We start from the raw sequence: 17789 nt of genomic DNA, 5'->3' as shown, positions 1-17789 counted from the left end.
TTCGCAAAAAGATTGAGTAGTGAAAGCCCGACTTTTTGCCATACTGCAAGGTTTTGAAAACCTTGTAGGTATGAGTAAAAAGTAACGCCCAAATAAAATTAAGAGTTATGAATAAAATTTTAATAGGTATTAGCGTTTTAGTGTTGCTTTTATGGTCGTGCGTTAAGGATGAAGATTATAGTGTACCCGATATTTCGGTTACAGAGCCTGATATTCCCCGGGAGCAAATTACCACTTTTAAGGCTATAAAATCGCTTTATGAACAGGCTGTAAATAAAGGAAATACAACAGTGGTTATTGACAATGATAACGAATTGTATATTGAAGGTTATGTGGTATCGTCTGATAAATCTGGGAATTTTTTTGAGGAATTGATTATACAAAATAAAACCGATGGAAGTACTAGCGACGCAGATCCTAGGCTTGGTTTTAAGGTCGATATTAATGTGAGTAGTCTATCGGACACCTATCAATTTGGACAAAAAGTATACGTGAAAATGACTGGACTAACCGTTGGTGAAACTAGCGGTGTTATTACTATTGGTAAAGGAAATGCGGTGCAAGTGGAGCAAATTCAAGCTGCGGAATATAAAGATATTGTAATTAGAAGTAATGAAATTGCAGACATAGAACCTAAAATTTCTGGGTTGGCAAATTTAACTGAAGCCGATGAAAATACATTAATACAATTGGAAAATATGCAGCTAAATAGATTCGAAATAGGCGCTACGTTTGCCAGTGAATCGTTCGATGAGTTTGATGGTTTACGCTTATTAGAAAGTTGCGATTCTGGAATTCAAATGATTATGCAAACCAGCACATTTTCAGACTTTAAAAGCTTAATTGTGCCACAAGGAAAGGGCAGTGTAACAGGTGTTTTTAGTCGCGATTTTAGAGACAATTTTAATGTGTTGGTTATTAATACGTCGGCCGATGTTACTTTTGAAAGTAATGAGCGCTGCGATCCCATGGAGTTAACATGTGGTTTAGCTGAAACATTTGGCACAGGTAATTTGTTATATGAAGATTTTGAAAACCAAAGGAATAATAGACCTATTGAAATTGAGGGTTGGACTAATTTTATGGAAACCGGAACGGAGGCTTGGGAGGGTTATTCGTCTACATCATCTAATGCATCTTTGGGAAGATCTGCTCGGTTTCAATCTAGTAGTTCTGGCGATGTTAGCAATATAGGTTGGTTAATAACGCCTGCTATAAATTTAGATGCCCAAGATGGTGAAACCTTGCGTTTTAAAACCTCTAATAGTTTGTCCGATAGTAGTTATATGGAAGTATTGTATTCCTTAGATTGGGATGGGGTTGAGGCCAATATAACTAGTGCTAATTGGGGTGTTTTATCTGCTGCTTATGTTGTTAAAGATTCCGATTCTTTTGCCGAGTGGTTTAATTCTGGTCATGTGGATTTATCTTGTATTACAGGAACCATTCATATAGCCTTTAAATACACAGGAAGCGGACAAGCTACTTTTGATGGTATTTACGAATTGGATGAGATTAGTGTAGATTATGTTGAATAGTGAAACATAAGTTTTACCTTTGGCGCAATAAATAATTTCATGACCACATTCGACGCCCTATTTTTTCATTTCTTTCAGCATTATAAAACTAAAAAAAATAATAAAGCTAATAGTATTGCTACGTTTTTCGTAACGATTTTACAATGCAGTTTGCTACTGCTTTTAGGCGTGTTCTTTGCTGGTTTTTTTAGTCAAATGCATGTTAATACTATGTCGGCACCTAAGGCATGGACTTTGTTTGTTTTGGTTTCTGTTTTTCTTTATTTTAAAAATTGGATGCAATATGGCGGAAGAAAACGAAAAGTTTTAAATGCCAAAATGCTAAAAAAGAAAAAGTTGTCTTATAATATTTGGATGCTTTGGTTCTTACCTATCGCCATATTAGGTTTAGCTTTTGTGTTGTTTCAGGTTATATAATTACTTCTTTAAAATAACATATACCGGAAAGTGGTCGCTGTAACCACCTTGGTATTTAGGACCAGCATACGTTCGGTATGGGGAACCTTTATAAGGGCCTTTAAAAAGTTTTAAGAAGGGTTCATCAAAAATATTGGCTTTAAAAAATTCGAACTCGTTTTTAGAACTTCTAAAAAAATTAATGGATACTAATATTTGGTCGAAAACAAACCACTGTCTTCTGTGCTTTACCGTGCCACGAGTAAAAGAACGCAGGGTTTCCATGGGGTTATACATACCGTAATCGTCTACCAATCGTTTAATACTATCATTTTGCGGTGTGTCGTTAAAATCGCCTAACACCAAAATTTTGGCATCATCATTTTTACTTTTTAGCGTTTCAATAATATCGCTTACTTTTTTCGATGACGCTAAACGTTTAAATTCTGTTTCTTTTTCGCCTTCTCTTCTAGACGACCAATGGTTTATAATTACATGTACGTTTTCGTTGTCTAGAACCCCAGAAACTAGTAAAATATCGCGTGTGTAATCAATAGAGCCATCTAATTCTGTTAAAACTACAGCAAAGGCCTTAGAATGTGTTACCTTAAATGTTTTAGTATCGTATAACAAGGCTACATCAATACCACGTTCGTCCTTCGATTCAAAATGAATGTAGTTGTAATTGTAGTCTTTTAAATGTTTGGATGTTACTAAATCTTTAAGTACTCTAGCGTTTTCTATCTCGGCTAAACCTACTAAAGATGGATGTTTTCCGGTTTCTCGTCTTCCAATATTAGAAATGGCATAACCTATTTTTCGTAGTTTATTTTGGTAACGTTTATGGGTCCATTTTTTAATAGATCCCGGTAAAAAATCATTATCATGTTTATGTTTATTGTTTTTTAAATCGAATAAGTTTTCTACATTATAAAACGCCACAGCTTGCATATCTTGGCGTACAGGTATATCTTCAAAAGGTGCTATCATAATTCAAAAATATGCTAAAATAATTAAACCTTTTTTAATCATTTTTAAGATTAAAATATTAAATATAAAATCATGGCAATTGTTTAACTTTGTAATATGATAGAAGAGAAAGATATTTCTTTAGAACGCGCCGTGTTAATTGGCGTTATTACTAAAGACCAAAATGAAGAAAAGTCTAAAGAGTATTTAGATGAATTAGAGTTTTTAACGTATACCGCAGGTGGTTATGCCATAAAGCGTTTTACGCAAAAAATGGATATGCCTAATCCAAAAACTTTTATTGGTACAGGTAAGATGGAAGAGGTACGTCAATTTATTGAGGATAACGATATAACTACCGCTATTTTTGATGATGAGTTATCGTCGGCACAAGAACGAAATATTAGTAAAATATTAAACGTAAAAGTTTTAGATAGAACCAATTTAATACTCGATATTTTTGCACAACGCGCACAAACAAGTTATGCGCGTACCCAAGTAGAATTAGCACAATGCGAATATTTACTACCTCGATTAAGAGGAATGTGGACACACCTTGAACGCCAAAAAGGTGGTATTGGAATGCGTGGTCCTGGTGAAACCGAAATTGAAACAGATAGACGTATTGTACGTGATAAAATAGCATTACTTAAAGCTCGTATAAAAACAATCGATAAGCAAATGGCGGTGCAACGTGGTAATCGTGGTAAAATGGTGCGTGTAGCACTTGTGGGGTATACCAATGTTGGCAAATCTACACTCATGAATGTTATTAGTAAAAGTGAGGTTTTTGCCGAAAATAAGTTATTTGCAACCTTAGATACCACCGTGCGTAAAGTTGTTATTCAAAATCTACCATTTTTATTAAGTGATACGGTAGGGTTTATTAGAAAGCTTCCAACGCAATTGGTAGATAGTTTTAAAAGTACACTAGATGAAGTTCGTGAAGCCGACTTGTTATTGCACGTAGTGGATATTTCGCATCCTAATTTTGAAGAGCATATTGCCTCTGTAGAGAAAATTCTAGGCGAAATTAAAAGTGGTGATAAGCCAACCATTATGGTATTTAATAAAATAGATGCTTATACTGCAGAGCCTTTAGAGGAAGACGATCTAGAAACCGAACGTACCGAAAAACACTATACTTTAGAGGAATGGAAAAGCACATGGATGAGCAAAGTAGGTAATAACGCTTTATTTATTTCGGCCTTAAATAAAAAGAATTTAGAAGACTTTAAAAAACGTGTTTACGACGAGGTTCGCGATATTCATGTTACCCGTTTTCCATATAACGAGTTTTTATACCCAGATTACAATTACGAAGACATGGAATAGATAAAACTATATATGGCATTACTTAAAAAGTTATTTAGAAATAAATGGGTAAAATGGGCCTTTATTGGTTTTACGTCTGTTTTATTATTTTTTGTAGGACTCTATATTAGTATTTATCTAGGCGCTTTTGGTAAAGTGCCAACATCGGCTGAATTAAGTTTTATTAAGCAAGAAGAAGCTACGCAAGTTTTAGATCAAGAAGGGAAACTTATTGGTAAATATTATGTTTATGATAGGCAACCTTTACAATTTGAAGATTTACCAAAACACCTTATTGATGCCTTAGTTGCTACGGAAGATGTTCGGTTTTTTGAGCATGATGGTATTGATAATGTAAGTTTAATGCGAGTTTTTGTAAAAAGTATTTTACTTCAAGATAAATCTGCAGGAGGTGGAAGCACCGTAACTTTGCAGTTAGCTAAGAACCTATACGGAAGAAATAATTATAGGTTTTTTAGTATGGTAATTAATAAGTTTCGCGAGTCTATTATTGCTAAACGTATTGAAACCATATACTCCAAACATGAGATTCTTACCATGTATTTTAATACGGTGCCTTTCTCGGATAATACGTATGGTATTGAAAGTGCCGCTCGTAAATTTTTTAATAAACCAGCAATCGAGCTTTCTATAGACGAAGCTGCTACTTTGGTTGGTTCGTTAAAAGCTAATAATTATTATAACCCACGATTACATCCCGAGCGAAGCTTAAATAGGCGTAATGTAGTGCTAAACCAAATGGTAAAATATGGCAATATGCCTCAAGATTCGGCTAAGGTTTACGCCGATAAACCATTGGGATTAGATTATAAATCGTTTAATCACGATGTGGGTATAGCACCTTATTTTAGAGCTCAGGTTAAAAAGGAATTGGCTGTAATTTTAGATAGTATTAAAAAGCCGAATGGCGAAGCTTACGATTTGTATCGCGACGGACTTATAGTGCACACCACCTTGGATATTGGTATGCAAAAAATGGCCGAGGAAGCCATGAAAGAGCATCTTACAACGTTGCAAAAAAGTTTTGAACATTCTTATGGTAGCGCTGCGCCTTGGCAGAAGAATAAGAAATTAATTGAAGCTACTTTAAAAAAACTACCACAATATAAATTATATAAGGAAGCAGGATTAACAGAGGCTCAAATTAAAGATTCATTATCCATTATACGAGATACCGAATGGTTTGCATGGGAAGGCGATACCATTAAAAAAGCAAGCGTTATTGATAGCTTACAACATTATTTAAAGTTTTTAAATACTGGTATACTAAGTATTGCACCTAAAACGGGAGCTATTAAGGCTTATATTGGAGGCATTGATTATCGTTATTTTAAATACGATCATGTGTCGCAAAGTGAGCGTCAAGTAGGTTCTACATTTAAGCCTTTTGTTTATACTGCTGCTATTGAGAATGGCATGAAACCATGCACGTATTTTTCTTTAGCTGAAGTAACTTATAGTAATTTTAATAATTGGACACCATCAAACTCGGGTGGTGAGAATGAAGATCCACACCTTAATTACAATCTAGAAATGGCTTTGAGTAACTCGGTTAATACCATTGCTGTTAAAGTTTTAAATGAGGTTGGAATCCCGAAAGTATTACAGCAAGCAAAACGTATTGGTATTAATAAAGAGCTGCCTAGTTTACCTTCCATTGCGCTTGGTGTAGCAGAAATTAATTTAAAAGAACTTACAGGTGCTTATGCTAGTTATGTAAACGATAGTAAACCGGTTAAGCCTTATGCCATTACTAAAGTTACCGATAGAAACGGTAAGGTTTTGGGAGCGTTTAAACCAGAAGTATCAGAGCCTGCTTTTAAAGACTACACGCGTCAGGTTATGTTAGAAATCATGCAGTCTACTGTTAATAAGGGTACGGCATCTAGATTAAGGTCAACCTATGGTTTAAATAATGATATTGCCGGTAAAACAGGAACCACACAAGATAATAAGGATGGTTGGTTTGTTGGTATTACGCCAAAATTAGTGACTGTAACTTGGGTTGGAAACGATAACCAAGCTATTGGTTTTAGAACAACAGGATTGGGACAGGGCGCAAATTCTGCCCTACCAATTTTTGCAAAGTTTTATTCTAAACTAAATAAAGATTCCGAGTATAACGACATTACAAAAAGTCGTTTTGAAAGACCTAGCGATCAAGTCGCTTCAGATTTGGATTGTAATGAAGAAAAACGAGATGGGTTTTTAAAGCGAATTTTTAGTGGTAAAAAGAAAAAACGAAAGTTTAAGGGCGATAAAAAATAAGTTAAAACAAAAAAAACGCACATCCTAAGATGTGCGTTTTTTGTTTCTTTGGTGTAAAAGAGAAGTTCTTAGAACTTGTAGCTTAAACCAAAAGTATAGTAAGATTGTAAGTCGTTATCAACGCTATCAAAAGTTTCACCAGTATTACCAAGAGTTTCAATAGAGTAGTTTAATGCTTCTTGTTTGTTGCTTCTTAATCCAAAATCAAAACCAACACCAATCATTTTCCATAAAGTATAGCTAAATGAGTTAGTCCAAGTCCAGTTTGAGTAATCTCCAGACTTATAGCTTTGGAAAGCAGATAAGTTTGTTTTAAAGTTAATAGCTCCTAATTGTCTTGTATAATCAGCAACAATTTTAGCACCTAAAGAAGATTCGAAAACAGAGTCGCCATCAGCAAATACAAAGTTGTAGTTTAATGGGTGTACAACTACTATTAAGTTTTGTACTGGAGTCCAAGTAGCACCAACACCAACATCTAAATAACCAGGGTCATTAAAGTTGTCTAAAATAGTAGTTCTGTATTCTGCTAAACCAGAGATTGCTAATGTTTTAGTAATATTTCTACCGTATAAAGAAGAAATGTTAAAAACATCAGTAGAAGGCTCAAAGCTATCGTCTTCGTCCGTTCCGTTGTCTTTATTGTCTAATTTTACCCAATTCAAGTTTGTAGTTAAACTGTTTCTCCAGAAAAACTTGTCTTCAATTAAGTTAGCAAAACCATTTACTGTAAAACCAATGTTACCAGAAGCATTATTTGGAGTACCTTGAGAATACCAGTTGTTAAAGTTAGATAAACTTCCTCCAATTGTACCAAAAGCTCCTTTTCTCCATCCTGGAAGGGCATCTATTTTAGCTTGTAAAGCATTAGCCTCAGCTTGTGCGGCATCTGCTATAGCTTGCTTTTCAGATTTCTGAGCTTGAAGCTCTTCTTTTGTTTGTGCGTTTATTGATATTACGCTAACAGATAATAATAAAGTGAAAAATAATTTTTTCATAATTTTAATTTTTGTTGAAAATTTTTGCAAATATACATTTTAGACTCAAGTAAAATACTTTAGTCACAATAAAATTACAGTTTTTTAAAAAGCGGAACAGAAGAACACGCTTCGCCATACATGATAGACTTTGCTACCGTTTGTAACTTATTGGAAAGCATGATGTAAGCGTTTTGTGGTACAGGTTTGTTTGAACAACCTTTTATAATTATAGGTTTGTCTTTATAGCCGGAAACATCCATAGAATTAATGATGTCTTGGTAAATAGAAGTTTCTAAATTATCCAAATTTCCAACTATTGTTTTTTTTGCATAAGGCTCTAACTGAATGCTTAAAAACATATATGCCCAACCCGGAATTATAGCATCTGAGCTACACGTTAATGCCACATAAGCATCTTGGTATTGAGACCAATCGAAGGTTTTAACCTGTGCTCTAAAATCTTTTTCTCGAAGCACAAATCCTTCAAATAGCCAATCTTTAATATCAAACAATACACGGTTGCCTTTAGGATAGAAATCCTCAAGGTCTAGGGTAACTAGTTTGCTATTCGCTACGCGATTTATAATTTTGTCTTCCAAAAATATGATTTTTTAAAGTGTTTTTTTGTTTAGTTGCAGGCTCTCGGCCAAATTAAAGCATACCTAACTCTAATTTTGCTTCTTCGCTCATTAGTTCTTGTGTCCATGGCGGATCGAAAGTAATTTCTACCTCGGCATCTTTTACCTGGTTAAGTGATTTTACTTTTTCCTCAACTTCTAAAGGCAAAGTTTCAGCAACAGGACAGTTAGGTGTTGTTAAAGTCATTAGTATTTTAACATCGTAATCTTCGTTTACGAATACATCGTAAATTAATCCTAGTTCGTAAATATCAACAGGGATTTCCGGATCGTAAATCGTTTTTAAAACGTTTACTATTTTTTCGCCTAATTCGGCAGTATCTATGGCTTCGCTCATGGTTCTAAATTTTTTATTTCCGCGAAAGCGAAAATGGTATTAATATTCCTGTTTTTACAGGACTAACAACACAGGCTATTTAAGTTGTGTTTGGTATGCTATGGCATACATTTTAAGTTGTTTCACCATACTTACTAAACCGTTAGCTCGTGTTGGCGATAAATGTTCTTTTAATCCAATTTTATCAATAAAATCGGTGTTGGCATCTATAATGTCTTGTGGGTGTTGGTTTGAAAAAGCCCGTATTAAAATAGCTATTATACCTTTTGTAATAATAGCATCACTATCGGCAGTAAATTCTATTTTATCGTCGTTCATTTCGGCATGAACCCAAACTTTACTTTGGCAGCCTTTTATGATGTTGCTATCCGTTTTATATTGGTCGTTAATTAAGGGTAAATCTTTCCCTAAATCAATCATATATTGGTAACGCTCTTCCCAATCTTCAAACATTGAGAATTCGTCTATTATTTCGTTTTGAATGTCTTCAATACTCATAGGTTACTTTTTCTACAAAAATACAATAAGTAAATTTGCTATTCAATAGTTAGAGGCATGTTAATTTTTAACGGCCTGAATAAAAGTTTTATTATCTACCTTTAATTGTAATACGTTGTCCTTTATAGTATAGGTGTTAATTTGGTTTAACGATTGAAGCATAGCCGTTTCTAAAGCATTTGCGTTAGGATCGCACATTTTTCTTGTAGACCCCATTTGGCTAAACGTTAAAGAAGTTCCATTTACGTTATAGGTGCCGAAAAATTGGTTACAGCCAGAATGTCCTGATACTTTTTTTGTTGCCTCGTCGAAAGTTATTGTTAACTCTTGTGATATGTTATTATGCTCTGGAAGTGTGTTAATAGTGTAGGTGCCCGATGGTGGTTCGGCATTGCTGGAATCTGGATTAGTATTGCTGTTTTTACAGGCGTTTAGGGCTAAAAAGCTTACTAGTAAAATTGTAAAATATTTCATGTTGAATAATAAATTGAATGTTATTTGAAAAATAGTACAAAAAATAAGCCAAAGCTGTTAGGATAACATCATTTTTGCTTTTTTTACACCTTCAACCAAAGTATCTATTTCGGCCTTAGTGTTGTAAAATGCAAAAGATGCTCTAACGGTTCCTGGAATTTTGTAAAAATCCATGATGGGTTGGGCGCAATGGTGTCCCGTTCTTACCGCAATACCTAGTTTATCTAAAATGGTACCAACATCGTAAGGATGTATGCCTTCTAGATTAAAAGATATAACAGAGGTTTTTTGTTTTGAAGTGCCGTAAATTTTTAAACCTTCTATTTCTAAAAGTTTTTTTGTGGCGTATTCTAAAAGTTCATGTTCGTAATTAGCAATGGCTTTAAAGCCTACGCTGTTCATATAATCTAACGCTGCGCCAAAAGCTATACCACCACATATGTTTGGTGTTCCGGCTTCGAATTTATGCGGCAAAGCGGCGTATGTGGTTTTTTGGAATGTTACTTCGTCTATCATTTCGCCACCACCTTGATAAGGCGGTAATTTATTTAGCCATTCTTCTTTACCGTAAAGCATACCAACACCTGTTGGTCCACAGGTTTTATGCGCCGATGTTACATAAAAATCGACATTTAAAGCCTGTACATCTGGTTTTATATGTGGTGCCGATTGTGCGCCATCAATTAAAACTGCAGCACCAACTTGATGCGCTTTTTCGATGATATATTCTATAGGATTTATGGTGCCCAATGCATTTGAAATGTGATTTACAAATACAAGTTTAGTGTTTTTGGACAGTAATGCATCGAATTCTGATATGACTAGTTCGCCTTCGGCATTCATAGGAATGACCTTTAAACTAGCGCCTGTACGTTCACATAGCATTTGCCAAGGCACAATATTACTGTGGTGCTCTAAGGCAGAAACAATAATTTCGTCTCCTTTTTTTAATAACGACGAAAATCCATTGGCTACCAAATTAATACTATGTGTAGTTCCCGATGTAAAAATGATTTCGTGCGCAAACTTAGCATTAAAATGTGCTTGTATTTTATGGCGTGCTTGTTCGTATAAATCTGTTGCTTCTTGACTTAAGGTATGTACACCACGGTGTATGTTTGCATTGTAGTTTGAGTAATAATCTACAATAACATCGATAACTTGTTGTGGGGTTTGCGATGTGGCTGCATTATCAAAATACACTAAAGGTTTACCGTTTACTTTTCTAGAAAGTATCGGGAAGTCTTTTCGTATGTCTTCTACATTAAACATGGCGGGTGGTTTAGCCCCGATTGAGGCATTTGTTGGAGCTCCTCACATATAGTCCTTCGACTGCGCTCTGGATAAACTTTTGCCGAAAGCGGGATTAGCTTCAAAATAAAAATTTTATAATTAACATATAGAGATTCCCTCGAAAGAGGGAATGCTAAAATATGCTATAAATCGAAACCAATATTTACGCCTAATTTGCTGGCGATAATTTTGGTAATACGTTGCTTTAATTCTGGTATTTTAACAGAGCTTAGTACGTTATTACTAAAAGCAAACATTAAAAGGGCTTTGGCTTCTTTTTCTGGAATACCTCTAGCTTGCATGTAAAACATAGCGCTTTCGTCTAGTTGCCCAATTGTACACCCGTGAGAACACTTAACATCGTCTGCAAAAATTTCTAATTGCGGTTTAGTGTTTATGGAGGCTTTATCGCTTATTAAAATATTATTGTTGGCTTGAAATGCGTTAGTTTTTTGTGCTTCTTTATTTACTAATACTTTTCCGTTAAATACGCCTGTAGATTTACCATCGAAAATACCTTTATAATCTTGGTGACTTTCGCAATTAGGCTCTATATGGTGTACTAAAGTGTTGTGGTCTACATGTTGTTTGTTACCAATTATGGTAATCCCTTTTAGGGTAGAATCGATACGCTCACCTTCTTGATAGAAGTTTAAATTGTTACGTATTAATTTACCACCAAAAGAAAACGTATGCACAGAAGCAAAACTTTCTCTACTTTGTTTTACAAAAGTGTGGTCTATTAGCGTTGCGTTTTCGTTGTCGTTTTGGATTTTGTAAAAATCGACAATGGCACGTTTGCTAGCAAAAATCTCGGTGACACTATTTGTTAGTACAGGATTTTCTGTTAAACTTTGGTGACGCTCTATTATTTGCACATGGGCATTCTCGCCAACTACAACTAAATTACGTGGTTGTAACATGGTTGCAGACTCGTTTCCTGTTGAAAAATGTAGAATTTGTATAGGTTTTTCTACTATTTTATTTTTAGGAATATGGATGTAAGCACCCTCGCAAGAAAAGGCTGTGTTTAAAGAGGTTAAACTGTCTTTTTCGGCTGCTTTATTAAAATAATTTTTAATAACCAATTGGTATTTTGGTTTGCTTAATGCCGCAGACATTAAACATACATCGATACCATCGTGTGTAGTTTGCGACAAATGCGAAGCATATTTACCGTCTATAAAAACAATTTTGTAAGTATCTATATCATGGATAAAGTACTTTTTAATATCCTTAAATTCTAATGCGTTTTCTTGTTTAGGGAAAACACTGTAGTCTTCTTTTAATATACTATTTAAAGAGGTGTATTTCCAAGCTTCTTCTTTTTTAGAAGGGAAACCTTGGTCTTCAAATATTTTTATAGCATCAGTTCTAACATCGTGCACATAGCTGTCTATATCAACTTTGTTTTCTAATGCTAAAAATGACGATACTAATTTTTCTTTTAAATCCATTGTTTTCAGTTTTCAGTCTCAGTCTCCGTTTTCGATAAATTAAAACTTTGATTTTGACTGTTTACTTTCTTTTAAAATTTTTAGTAATCAGTTTTGAGTAAGCCACTGCAAACTACCACTGAATACTGCAACTATTTACGCGTTTACTTCTTCTTTAATCCAGTCGTAACCTTTTTCTTCTAATTCGTGCGCTAGTTCTTTACCACCAGATTTTACTATACGACCATTATAAAGTACGTGTACATAATCAGGAACGATATAGTCTAACAAACGTTGGTAGTGCGTAATGACTACAACAGCGTTATCTTTGCTTTTTAATTTATTTACACCATTAGCTACAATACGAAGGGCGTCGATATCTAATCCAGAATCGGTTTCGTCAAGAATCGCTAATTTAGGTTCTAGCATAGCCATTTGAAAAATCTCGTTACGTTTCTTTTCTCCTCCAGAAAATCCTTCGTTTAACGAACGTGATAAGAACTTTCTATCTATTTCTAGTAATTCAGATTTTTCACGAATCATTTTAAGCATGTCTTTTGCAGGCATATCCTCTAAACCTTTTGCTTTACGTGTTTCGTTTATAGCTGTTTTCATGAAGTTAGTAACAGACACTCCAGGAATTTCTACTGGATATTGAAACGATAAAAACACACCTTTGTGTGCGCGTTCTTCGGCTGCTAATTCTTCGATATCTTCACCTTCAAAAATAATGTTACCATCGGTAACTTCGTATTCTTCCTTACCAGCAATTACAGAGGCCAGTGTACTTTTACCAGAACCGTTAGGTCCCATTATAGCGTGTACTTCACCTGCTTTAACCTCAAGATTAATACCTTTTAAGATGCTTTTATCTTCAATGCTTGCGTGTAAATTATTTATTTTTAACATACTTTATATTTAAAATTCCAAATTCAAAATCCCAAGTGATTACTTCTGCTATGGGTTTAGAGTTTGTAGTTTGTTTTTTATTCCAGTTAGTTTTCTAATTTTATAACTTTATTATCTTCTTTAGGTGTTGGTTTTACGTTTAGGATTTCCATAACTTCAACTTTGTTTTCCCAAAGAATTTTTTCGTCTTTTTGGTTTGTTATTTTTCCGCGTATTTCAACTAAAACCATATCTGTTGGTTCGCTTTTATACTGTTGGGCTTGTTTGTCTAACTCCTTGAGCTTATCTGTAATTAATACACCGTAAATATTAGCGTGTGTTTGTAAAACCGCAGCACCATCGTAATACACAAACTCACCTTTTAAATGTGTGAGTCCGTCATTTTGTTTTACTGTTTTTTCTTCAGATGAAGAATTACTAGTGTTTTGGTTTTCCGATTTCGAATCGTTTTTACAGCTTGTTAAAACCGTAAAAGATGCTAATAAAATTAATAATACGCTTTTCATGTTTATTCATGTTTTCAGTTAAACGGATGCCATTTCTACCTGGGCAGAAAGGTCAAAAAGTTTTATCCAACACTGCCTTCTAAACTAATTTCTAATAATTTTTGAGCCTCAACGGCAAACTCCATTGGTAATTTATTTAATACCTCTTTACTAAAACCGTTTACAATTAATGCAATGGCTTTTTCTGTATCGATACCACGTTGGTTACAGTAAAATATTTGGTCTTCACCAATTTTACTTGTTGTTGCTTCGTGTTCTATTTTTGCTGTTTTATTTTTAGCTTCAATGTACGGGAACGTGTGTGCGCCACATTCGTTACCCATTAGTAAACTATCGCATTGCGAAAAGTTACGTGCGTTTTCGGCTCTAGAGTTTATTTGAACTAAACCACGGTAACTGTTTTGGGATTTTCCAGCTGAAATTCCTTTTGATATAATGGTAGACTTCGTGTTTTTTCCTAAGTGTACCATTTTTGTACCAGTATCGGCTTGTTGGTAGTTGTTTGTTACTGCTATTGAGTAAAATTCACCTACCGAGTTATCTCCTTTTAATATACATGATGGATATTTCCAGGTTACTGCAGAACCCGTTTCAACTTGTGTCCATGAGATTTTAGCGTTCTTTTCACACAAGCCTCTTTTGGTTACAAAATTGTAAACACCACCTTTACCTTCGGCATTTCCTGGGAACCAGTTTTGCACGGTCGAGTATTTAATTTCGGCATCATCCAAAGCAATTAACTCTACTACTGCAGCGTGTAATTGGTTCTCGTCACGACTTGGTGCTGTACAGCCTTCTAGGTAACTTACGTAGCTACCTTCGTCTGCAATTACTAAAGTTCTTTCAAACTGTCCTGTTCCTGCTTGATTAATACGGAAGTAAGTTGATAGTTCCATAGGGCAACGTACACCTTTAGGGATGTAGCAGAAAGATCCATCGCTAAACACAGCCGAGTTTAAAGCCGCGTAGAAATTGTCTTTTTGTGGCACAACGGTACCTAAATATTTTTTTACAAGTTCTGGGTGCTCTTTAATAGCCTCCGAAATACTCATAAAAATAATACCTTTTTCACCTAATGTTTTCTTAAATGTTGTTGCAACCGAAACCGAATCTACAACAACATCCATAGCTACATTAGCCAATTTTTTTTGCTCGTCTATAGAGATACCTAATTTAGCAAAAGTTGCTAAAAGCTCAGGGTCTACCTCATCTAAACTATCGTATTTTGGTTTGCTGTTGGGTGCAGAATAGTAAGAAATACCTTGAAAGTCTGGTTTTTTATAATGTACATTGGCCCATTCTGGCTCAATCATTTCTTTCCAGGCTTTAAAGGCTTCTAGACGCCATTCGGTCATCCATTCTGGTTCTTCTTTCTTTTTAGAAATAGCACGAACGATATCTTCATTTAAACCGTTAGGAAATGTATCAGATTCTATATCCGTATAAAACCCGTATTCATATTCTTTGGTTTTTAATTCTTCGCGTAAGTCATCCTCGGTATACTTCGACATATTACTTTTCTTATTTTATAATGAAAATGATTCGCCACATCCACAAGTACGGTTGGCGTTAGGGTTGTTAAAAACGAAACCTGTTCCGTTTAACCCTCCAGAATATTCTAATGTTGTACCTATTAGGTATAAAAAGCTTTTTTTGTCAACTATGATTTTGATGTTGTTATCTTCAAAAACTTTATCGCCTTCATGTTGTTCTTTGTCAAACTTTAAATCGTAAGATAATCCAGAGCAACCTCCACTTTTTACTCCAACACGTACATAGTCAACAGTTGCATCATAACCATCATCGGCCATAAGCTCAACCACTTTCTTTTTTGCTGTTTCAGAGACTTTTATCATATTGTTTTATTATTAAATTTAGATGTGTATTAATGCATAAATTAAGACAGTTTCTAAATAGAGCACAAATATACAATATAAGTCCCTGAAAATCGAATAACCTAACATTATATTAGTATATAGTTTAATAGGTTTTACTTATCAAGTAATAAGAGCGCGAATTATTATTGCATTCGTACTTAATAATAGGTTAATTATGAAAATAAAATTAACGGATTAAGCCGTTTTTTTGTGAAGAAAATTAACTGTAAAGACACTCTTTTCTGAATTGTAAAAGGGTGTTATTATGCCGTTGTTTTCAAATTTAAAATAACCACGACAAGACTTACATACAAGTTCTGGTGTATTTTCGTTGGCTTTGTGAAGCCTGAAGTAATTGTGTCCATAGGCAATACAAAACGCATTTAAAGTAGTTGTGTTCATAACAATGACAGATTTGGGGACTGTAAAAGTACTAAAAAACGACTATTTTCAGTTGAAATAAACTATTTTTTCGATGAAATGCATTTTAAATGTAATCTAATACCTATTTTTAGACTTAATTGCTTATAAATTCATAATCCGAAAGTGTTAGTAGAAAAGCTTTTAAATCGGCTTTGTCGTTATCAGATAATTGAACACCGCCTTGGTTTAGTTTTTTCATTAAAGGGTCTACAGTTGCAGAGTTTTTTAGTCCTTGGCTGTAATGGTTTATAACGTCGTCTAGTGTTGCAAATCGGCCATCATGCATATATGGCGCGGTAAAGGCAAGGTTTCTAAGCGAGGGGGATTTAAATTTTCCGTTGTCGGCTGGATCTCCTGTTACGGCACCTAAACCTAGATCTGTAAAAGCGTTGTCTAGACCATTGTTATGAAATGCATGGTCTGTCCAGAGTGGGTTTTTGTCGCTACCATGACAGTGGAAACAATCGCCTTTGGTTTCGTCCATAAAAACATTAAAACCGTTTAGTTCATTGGGCGTTAATTTGGTTTCACCTAAAAGATATTGGTCAAATTTAGAGTTGGCAGAAATTAAGGTGCGTTCAAACTGTGCAATGGCTTTTGATATTAAAGTTGAATCGATATTATTTGTGCCAAAAGCATTTTTAAATAAGTTTGGGTATTCGCTGTGTTGTTGTAGTTTTAGTACGACATCTTTCCAGTTGCTATTCATTTCGGTTGGGTCTGAAACAGGAACAAATACCTGGTGTTCTAAACTAAAAGTATTGCCATCCCAAAAGAATTTTTCATCGTAATTCCAAGCTAGGTTAAATAGAGGCATGGAATTTCTGGTGCCTAAATTGCCGTTTATGCCTTCGCTAAATTTAGCCGAATCTGTAAATGCATTTTCTGGAGCATGACAGTCTGCGCAGGCTTGGGTGTTATTTCCAGATAAAATGGGATCGAAAAATAATTTTTTCCCTAATGCAATGCCTTCTTGGGTTTGTGGATTGTTAATGGGGATTATTGGTGCAATTATATTGTCTGAAAATAGTTTTGGAATTTGTAAAGGGCTTGGAGTTGCCACGTATTGTTCTACTGGCTCATTTTCGCAAGAAAAACAAAACAGGAAAGCAAGCGCGATATGGTACAACCATTTGTTCAATTAAGTTATTGATTTACAGATTCTAAACTAAATACATTTTGTCCGTTTTCATACATCATTATTTGTGCTGCCGAATTTGGCATAAGTGTTTGGTTTAATTCATTTAAATTCCAAGTGTTTGGTGTTTTAAACCACTCGGCAATATTCATTTCAATATTAAAAGTGGCATTATCGGTTATTGTGGTTGGACCAAGGTTAACAACTATAAATGTGTCTTGAGGGAAACTTGGGGTTTCTCCTGGGGTATCAACTGCCCGAATAGCATGGTAGTTATAGCCTTGTTCTTCATTGGCATCGTTTAAAAATTTACCATCCAGTTGCATATAATGGTAACCGCCACCAAGCATGTCTGGTACATTCCATGATGCTGTATTTAAGTCGGCATAGTTGTTTGTATTGGCTTCATTATTAAACCCAAAAGTAAATGAAATATTGCTGTATTCGCCTGTTGTAACAAAGGTTGAAGGCATAAAAGATAGGGTTTCATTATTTGTAACATCAACTAGGTTGTAGCCTTCTAAAACAATAGTTTTACCATTACTTTTTTGAAATACTATTCTTGAAATAAGGTAGCGTAAACGTTCTATGCTCATTTGATTGCCGTACGCATTAGTGAATTTTAAAGTATTGAAATCGGCGTTTGTAACCTTAGTGCCATCCCAATTATGATTAAAATTGAACGTAACATTGGTTAAATCTACTTTATCATTATTGCTACATGCCAAGGATAGCGTTAATAAAATAAGAAGTAAAAGGGAGATTCTTTTCATT

18 protein-coding genes are annotated in these 17789 nt (G+C 34.6%); 4 read left to right on the top strand and 14 right to left on the bottom strand.

Annotated elements, in window-relative coordinates:
* Window positions 1-107: 107 nt before the first annotated feature.
* On the top strand, window positions 108-1538 hold the full coding sequence (locus BMY96_RS02990) for a DUF5689 domain-containing protein (protein WP_092848918.1): 1431 nt from the start codon (window positions 108-110) through the stop codon (window positions 1536-1538).
* Window positions 1539-1577: 39 nt separating this feature from the next.
* On the top strand, window positions 1578-1955 hold the full coding sequence (locus BMY96_RS02985) for a hypothetical protein (RefSeq protein WP_092848915.1): 378 nt from the start codon (window positions 1578-1580) through the stop codon (window positions 1953-1955).
* On the opposite strand, the gene BMY96_RS02980 is transcribed toward BMY96_RS02985, so the two are convergent.
* Window positions 1956-2924, bottom strand: coding sequence for an endonuclease/exonuclease/phosphatase family protein (locus tag BMY96_RS02980; protein WP_092848913.1), 969 nt, complete (start codon window positions 2922-2924; stop codon window positions 1956-1958).
* Between the two features lie 96 nt (window positions 2925-3020).
* Here BMY96_RS02980 and hflX point away from each other — a divergent pair, with 96 nt between their 5' ends.
* Entirely contained in the window at window positions 3021-4238 is a 1218-nt protein-coding gene (hflX, locus tag BMY96_RS02975) for a GTPase HflX (RefSeq protein WP_092848910.1), read from the top strand.
* Between the two features lie 12 nt (window positions 4239-4250).
* Window positions 4251-6506, top strand: a complete 2256-nt coding sequence (locus tag BMY96_RS02970) for a penicillin-binding protein 1A (RefSeq protein WP_092848907.1) — start codon at window positions 4251-4253, stop codon at window positions 6504-6506.
* Window positions 6507-6574: 68 nt separating this feature from the next.
* Here the strand turns inward: BMY96_RS02970 and BMY96_RS02965 are convergent, their stop codons facing one another.
* The 13 genes from BMY96_RS02965 to BMY96_RS02905 form a co-directional block, all read right to left on the bottom strand.
* Window positions 6575-7504, bottom strand: coding sequence for a DUF3078 domain-containing protein (locus BMY96_RS02965; RefSeq protein WP_092848904.1), 930 nt, complete (start codon window positions 7502-7504; stop codon window positions 6575-6577).
* A 74-nt stretch (window positions 7505-7578) separates the two neighbouring features.
* The gene (locus BMY96_RS02960; RefSeq protein ID WP_092848902.1) at window positions 7579-8085 is read right to left on the bottom strand and encodes a DUF2480 family protein; all 507 of its coding nucleotides are present in this window, start codon (window positions 8083-8085) and stop codon (window positions 7579-7581) included.
* 52 nt (window positions 8086-8137) lie between these two features.
* Entirely contained in the window at window positions 8138-8461 is a 324-nt protein-coding gene (locus BMY96_RS02955) for an SUF system Fe-S cluster assembly protein (RefSeq protein WP_092848900.1), read from the bottom strand.
* A gap of 75 nt (window positions 8462-8536) precedes the next feature.
* Window positions 8537-8959, bottom strand: a complete 423-nt coding sequence (locus BMY96_RS02950) for a SufE family protein (protein WP_092848897.1) — start codon at window positions 8957-8959, stop codon at window positions 8537-8539.
* Window positions 8960-9019: 60 nt separating this feature from the next.
* Window positions 9020-9433: an META domain-containing protein gene (locus BMY96_RS02945; protein WP_092848894.1), complete on the bottom strand. Its 414-nt coding sequence runs from the start codon at window positions 9431-9433 to the stop codon at window positions 9020-9022.
* Window positions 9434-9490: 57 nt separating this feature from the next.
* Entirely contained in the window at window positions 9491-10705 is a 1215-nt protein-coding gene (locus tag BMY96_RS02940) for an aminotransferase class V-fold PLP-dependent enzyme (protein ID WP_092848892.1), read from the bottom strand.
* A 164-nt stretch (window positions 10706-10869) separates the two neighbouring features.
* A complete protein-coding gene (gene sufD, locus BMY96_RS02935; protein ID WP_092848889.1) occupies window positions 10870-12183 on the bottom strand; it encodes a Fe-S cluster assembly protein SufD in 1314 nt (437 codons plus the stop codon).
* 135 nt (window positions 12184-12318) lie between these two features.
* Window positions 12319-13071 (bottom strand): Fe-S cluster assembly ATPase SufC, encoded by a 753-nt coding sequence (gene sufC / locus BMY96_RS02930; RefSeq protein WP_092848886.1) that lies wholly within the window; start codon window positions 13069-13071, stop codon window positions 12319-12321.
* Window positions 13072-13157: 86 nt separating this feature from the next.
* The gene (locus BMY96_RS02925; RefSeq protein ID WP_092848883.1) at window positions 13158-13577 is read right to left on the bottom strand and encodes a hypothetical protein; all 420 of its coding nucleotides are present in this window, start codon (window positions 13575-13577) and stop codon (window positions 13158-13160) included.
* A gap of 62 nt (window positions 13578-13639) precedes the next feature.
* Window positions 13640-15088 (bottom strand): Fe-S cluster assembly protein SufB, encoded by a 1449-nt coding sequence (gene sufB / locus BMY96_RS02920; RefSeq protein WP_092848879.1) that lies wholly within the window; start codon window positions 15086-15088, stop codon window positions 13640-13642.
* A 15-nt stretch (window positions 15089-15103) separates the two neighbouring features.
* Complete coding sequence (locus BMY96_RS02915) at window positions 15104-15433, bottom strand: HesB/IscA family protein (RefSeq protein ID WP_092848876.1); 330 nt, start codon at window positions 15431-15433, stop codon at window positions 15104-15106.
* A gap of 538 nt (window positions 15434-15971) precedes the next feature.
* Window positions 15972-17018, bottom strand: a complete 1047-nt coding sequence (locus tag BMY96_RS02910; protein ID WP_245750526.1) for a cytochrome-c peroxidase — start codon at window positions 17016-17018, stop codon at window positions 15972-15974.
* A 5-nt stretch (window positions 17019-17023) separates the two neighbouring features.
* Window positions 17024-17788, bottom strand: a complete 765-nt coding sequence (locus BMY96_RS02905; RefSeq protein WP_092848873.1) for an MbnP family protein — start codon at window positions 17786-17788, stop codon at window positions 17024-17026.
* Window position 17789: the final 1 nt, after the last annotated feature.

Source organism: Algibacter pectinivorans, assembly GCF_900112595.1.
Taxonomy (GTDB): Bacteria; Bacteroidota; Bacteroidia; order Flavobacteriales; family Flavobacteriaceae; genus Algibacter_B; species Algibacter_B pectinivorans.
This window is presented reverse-complemented; position numbering and strand designations above follow the sequence as displayed.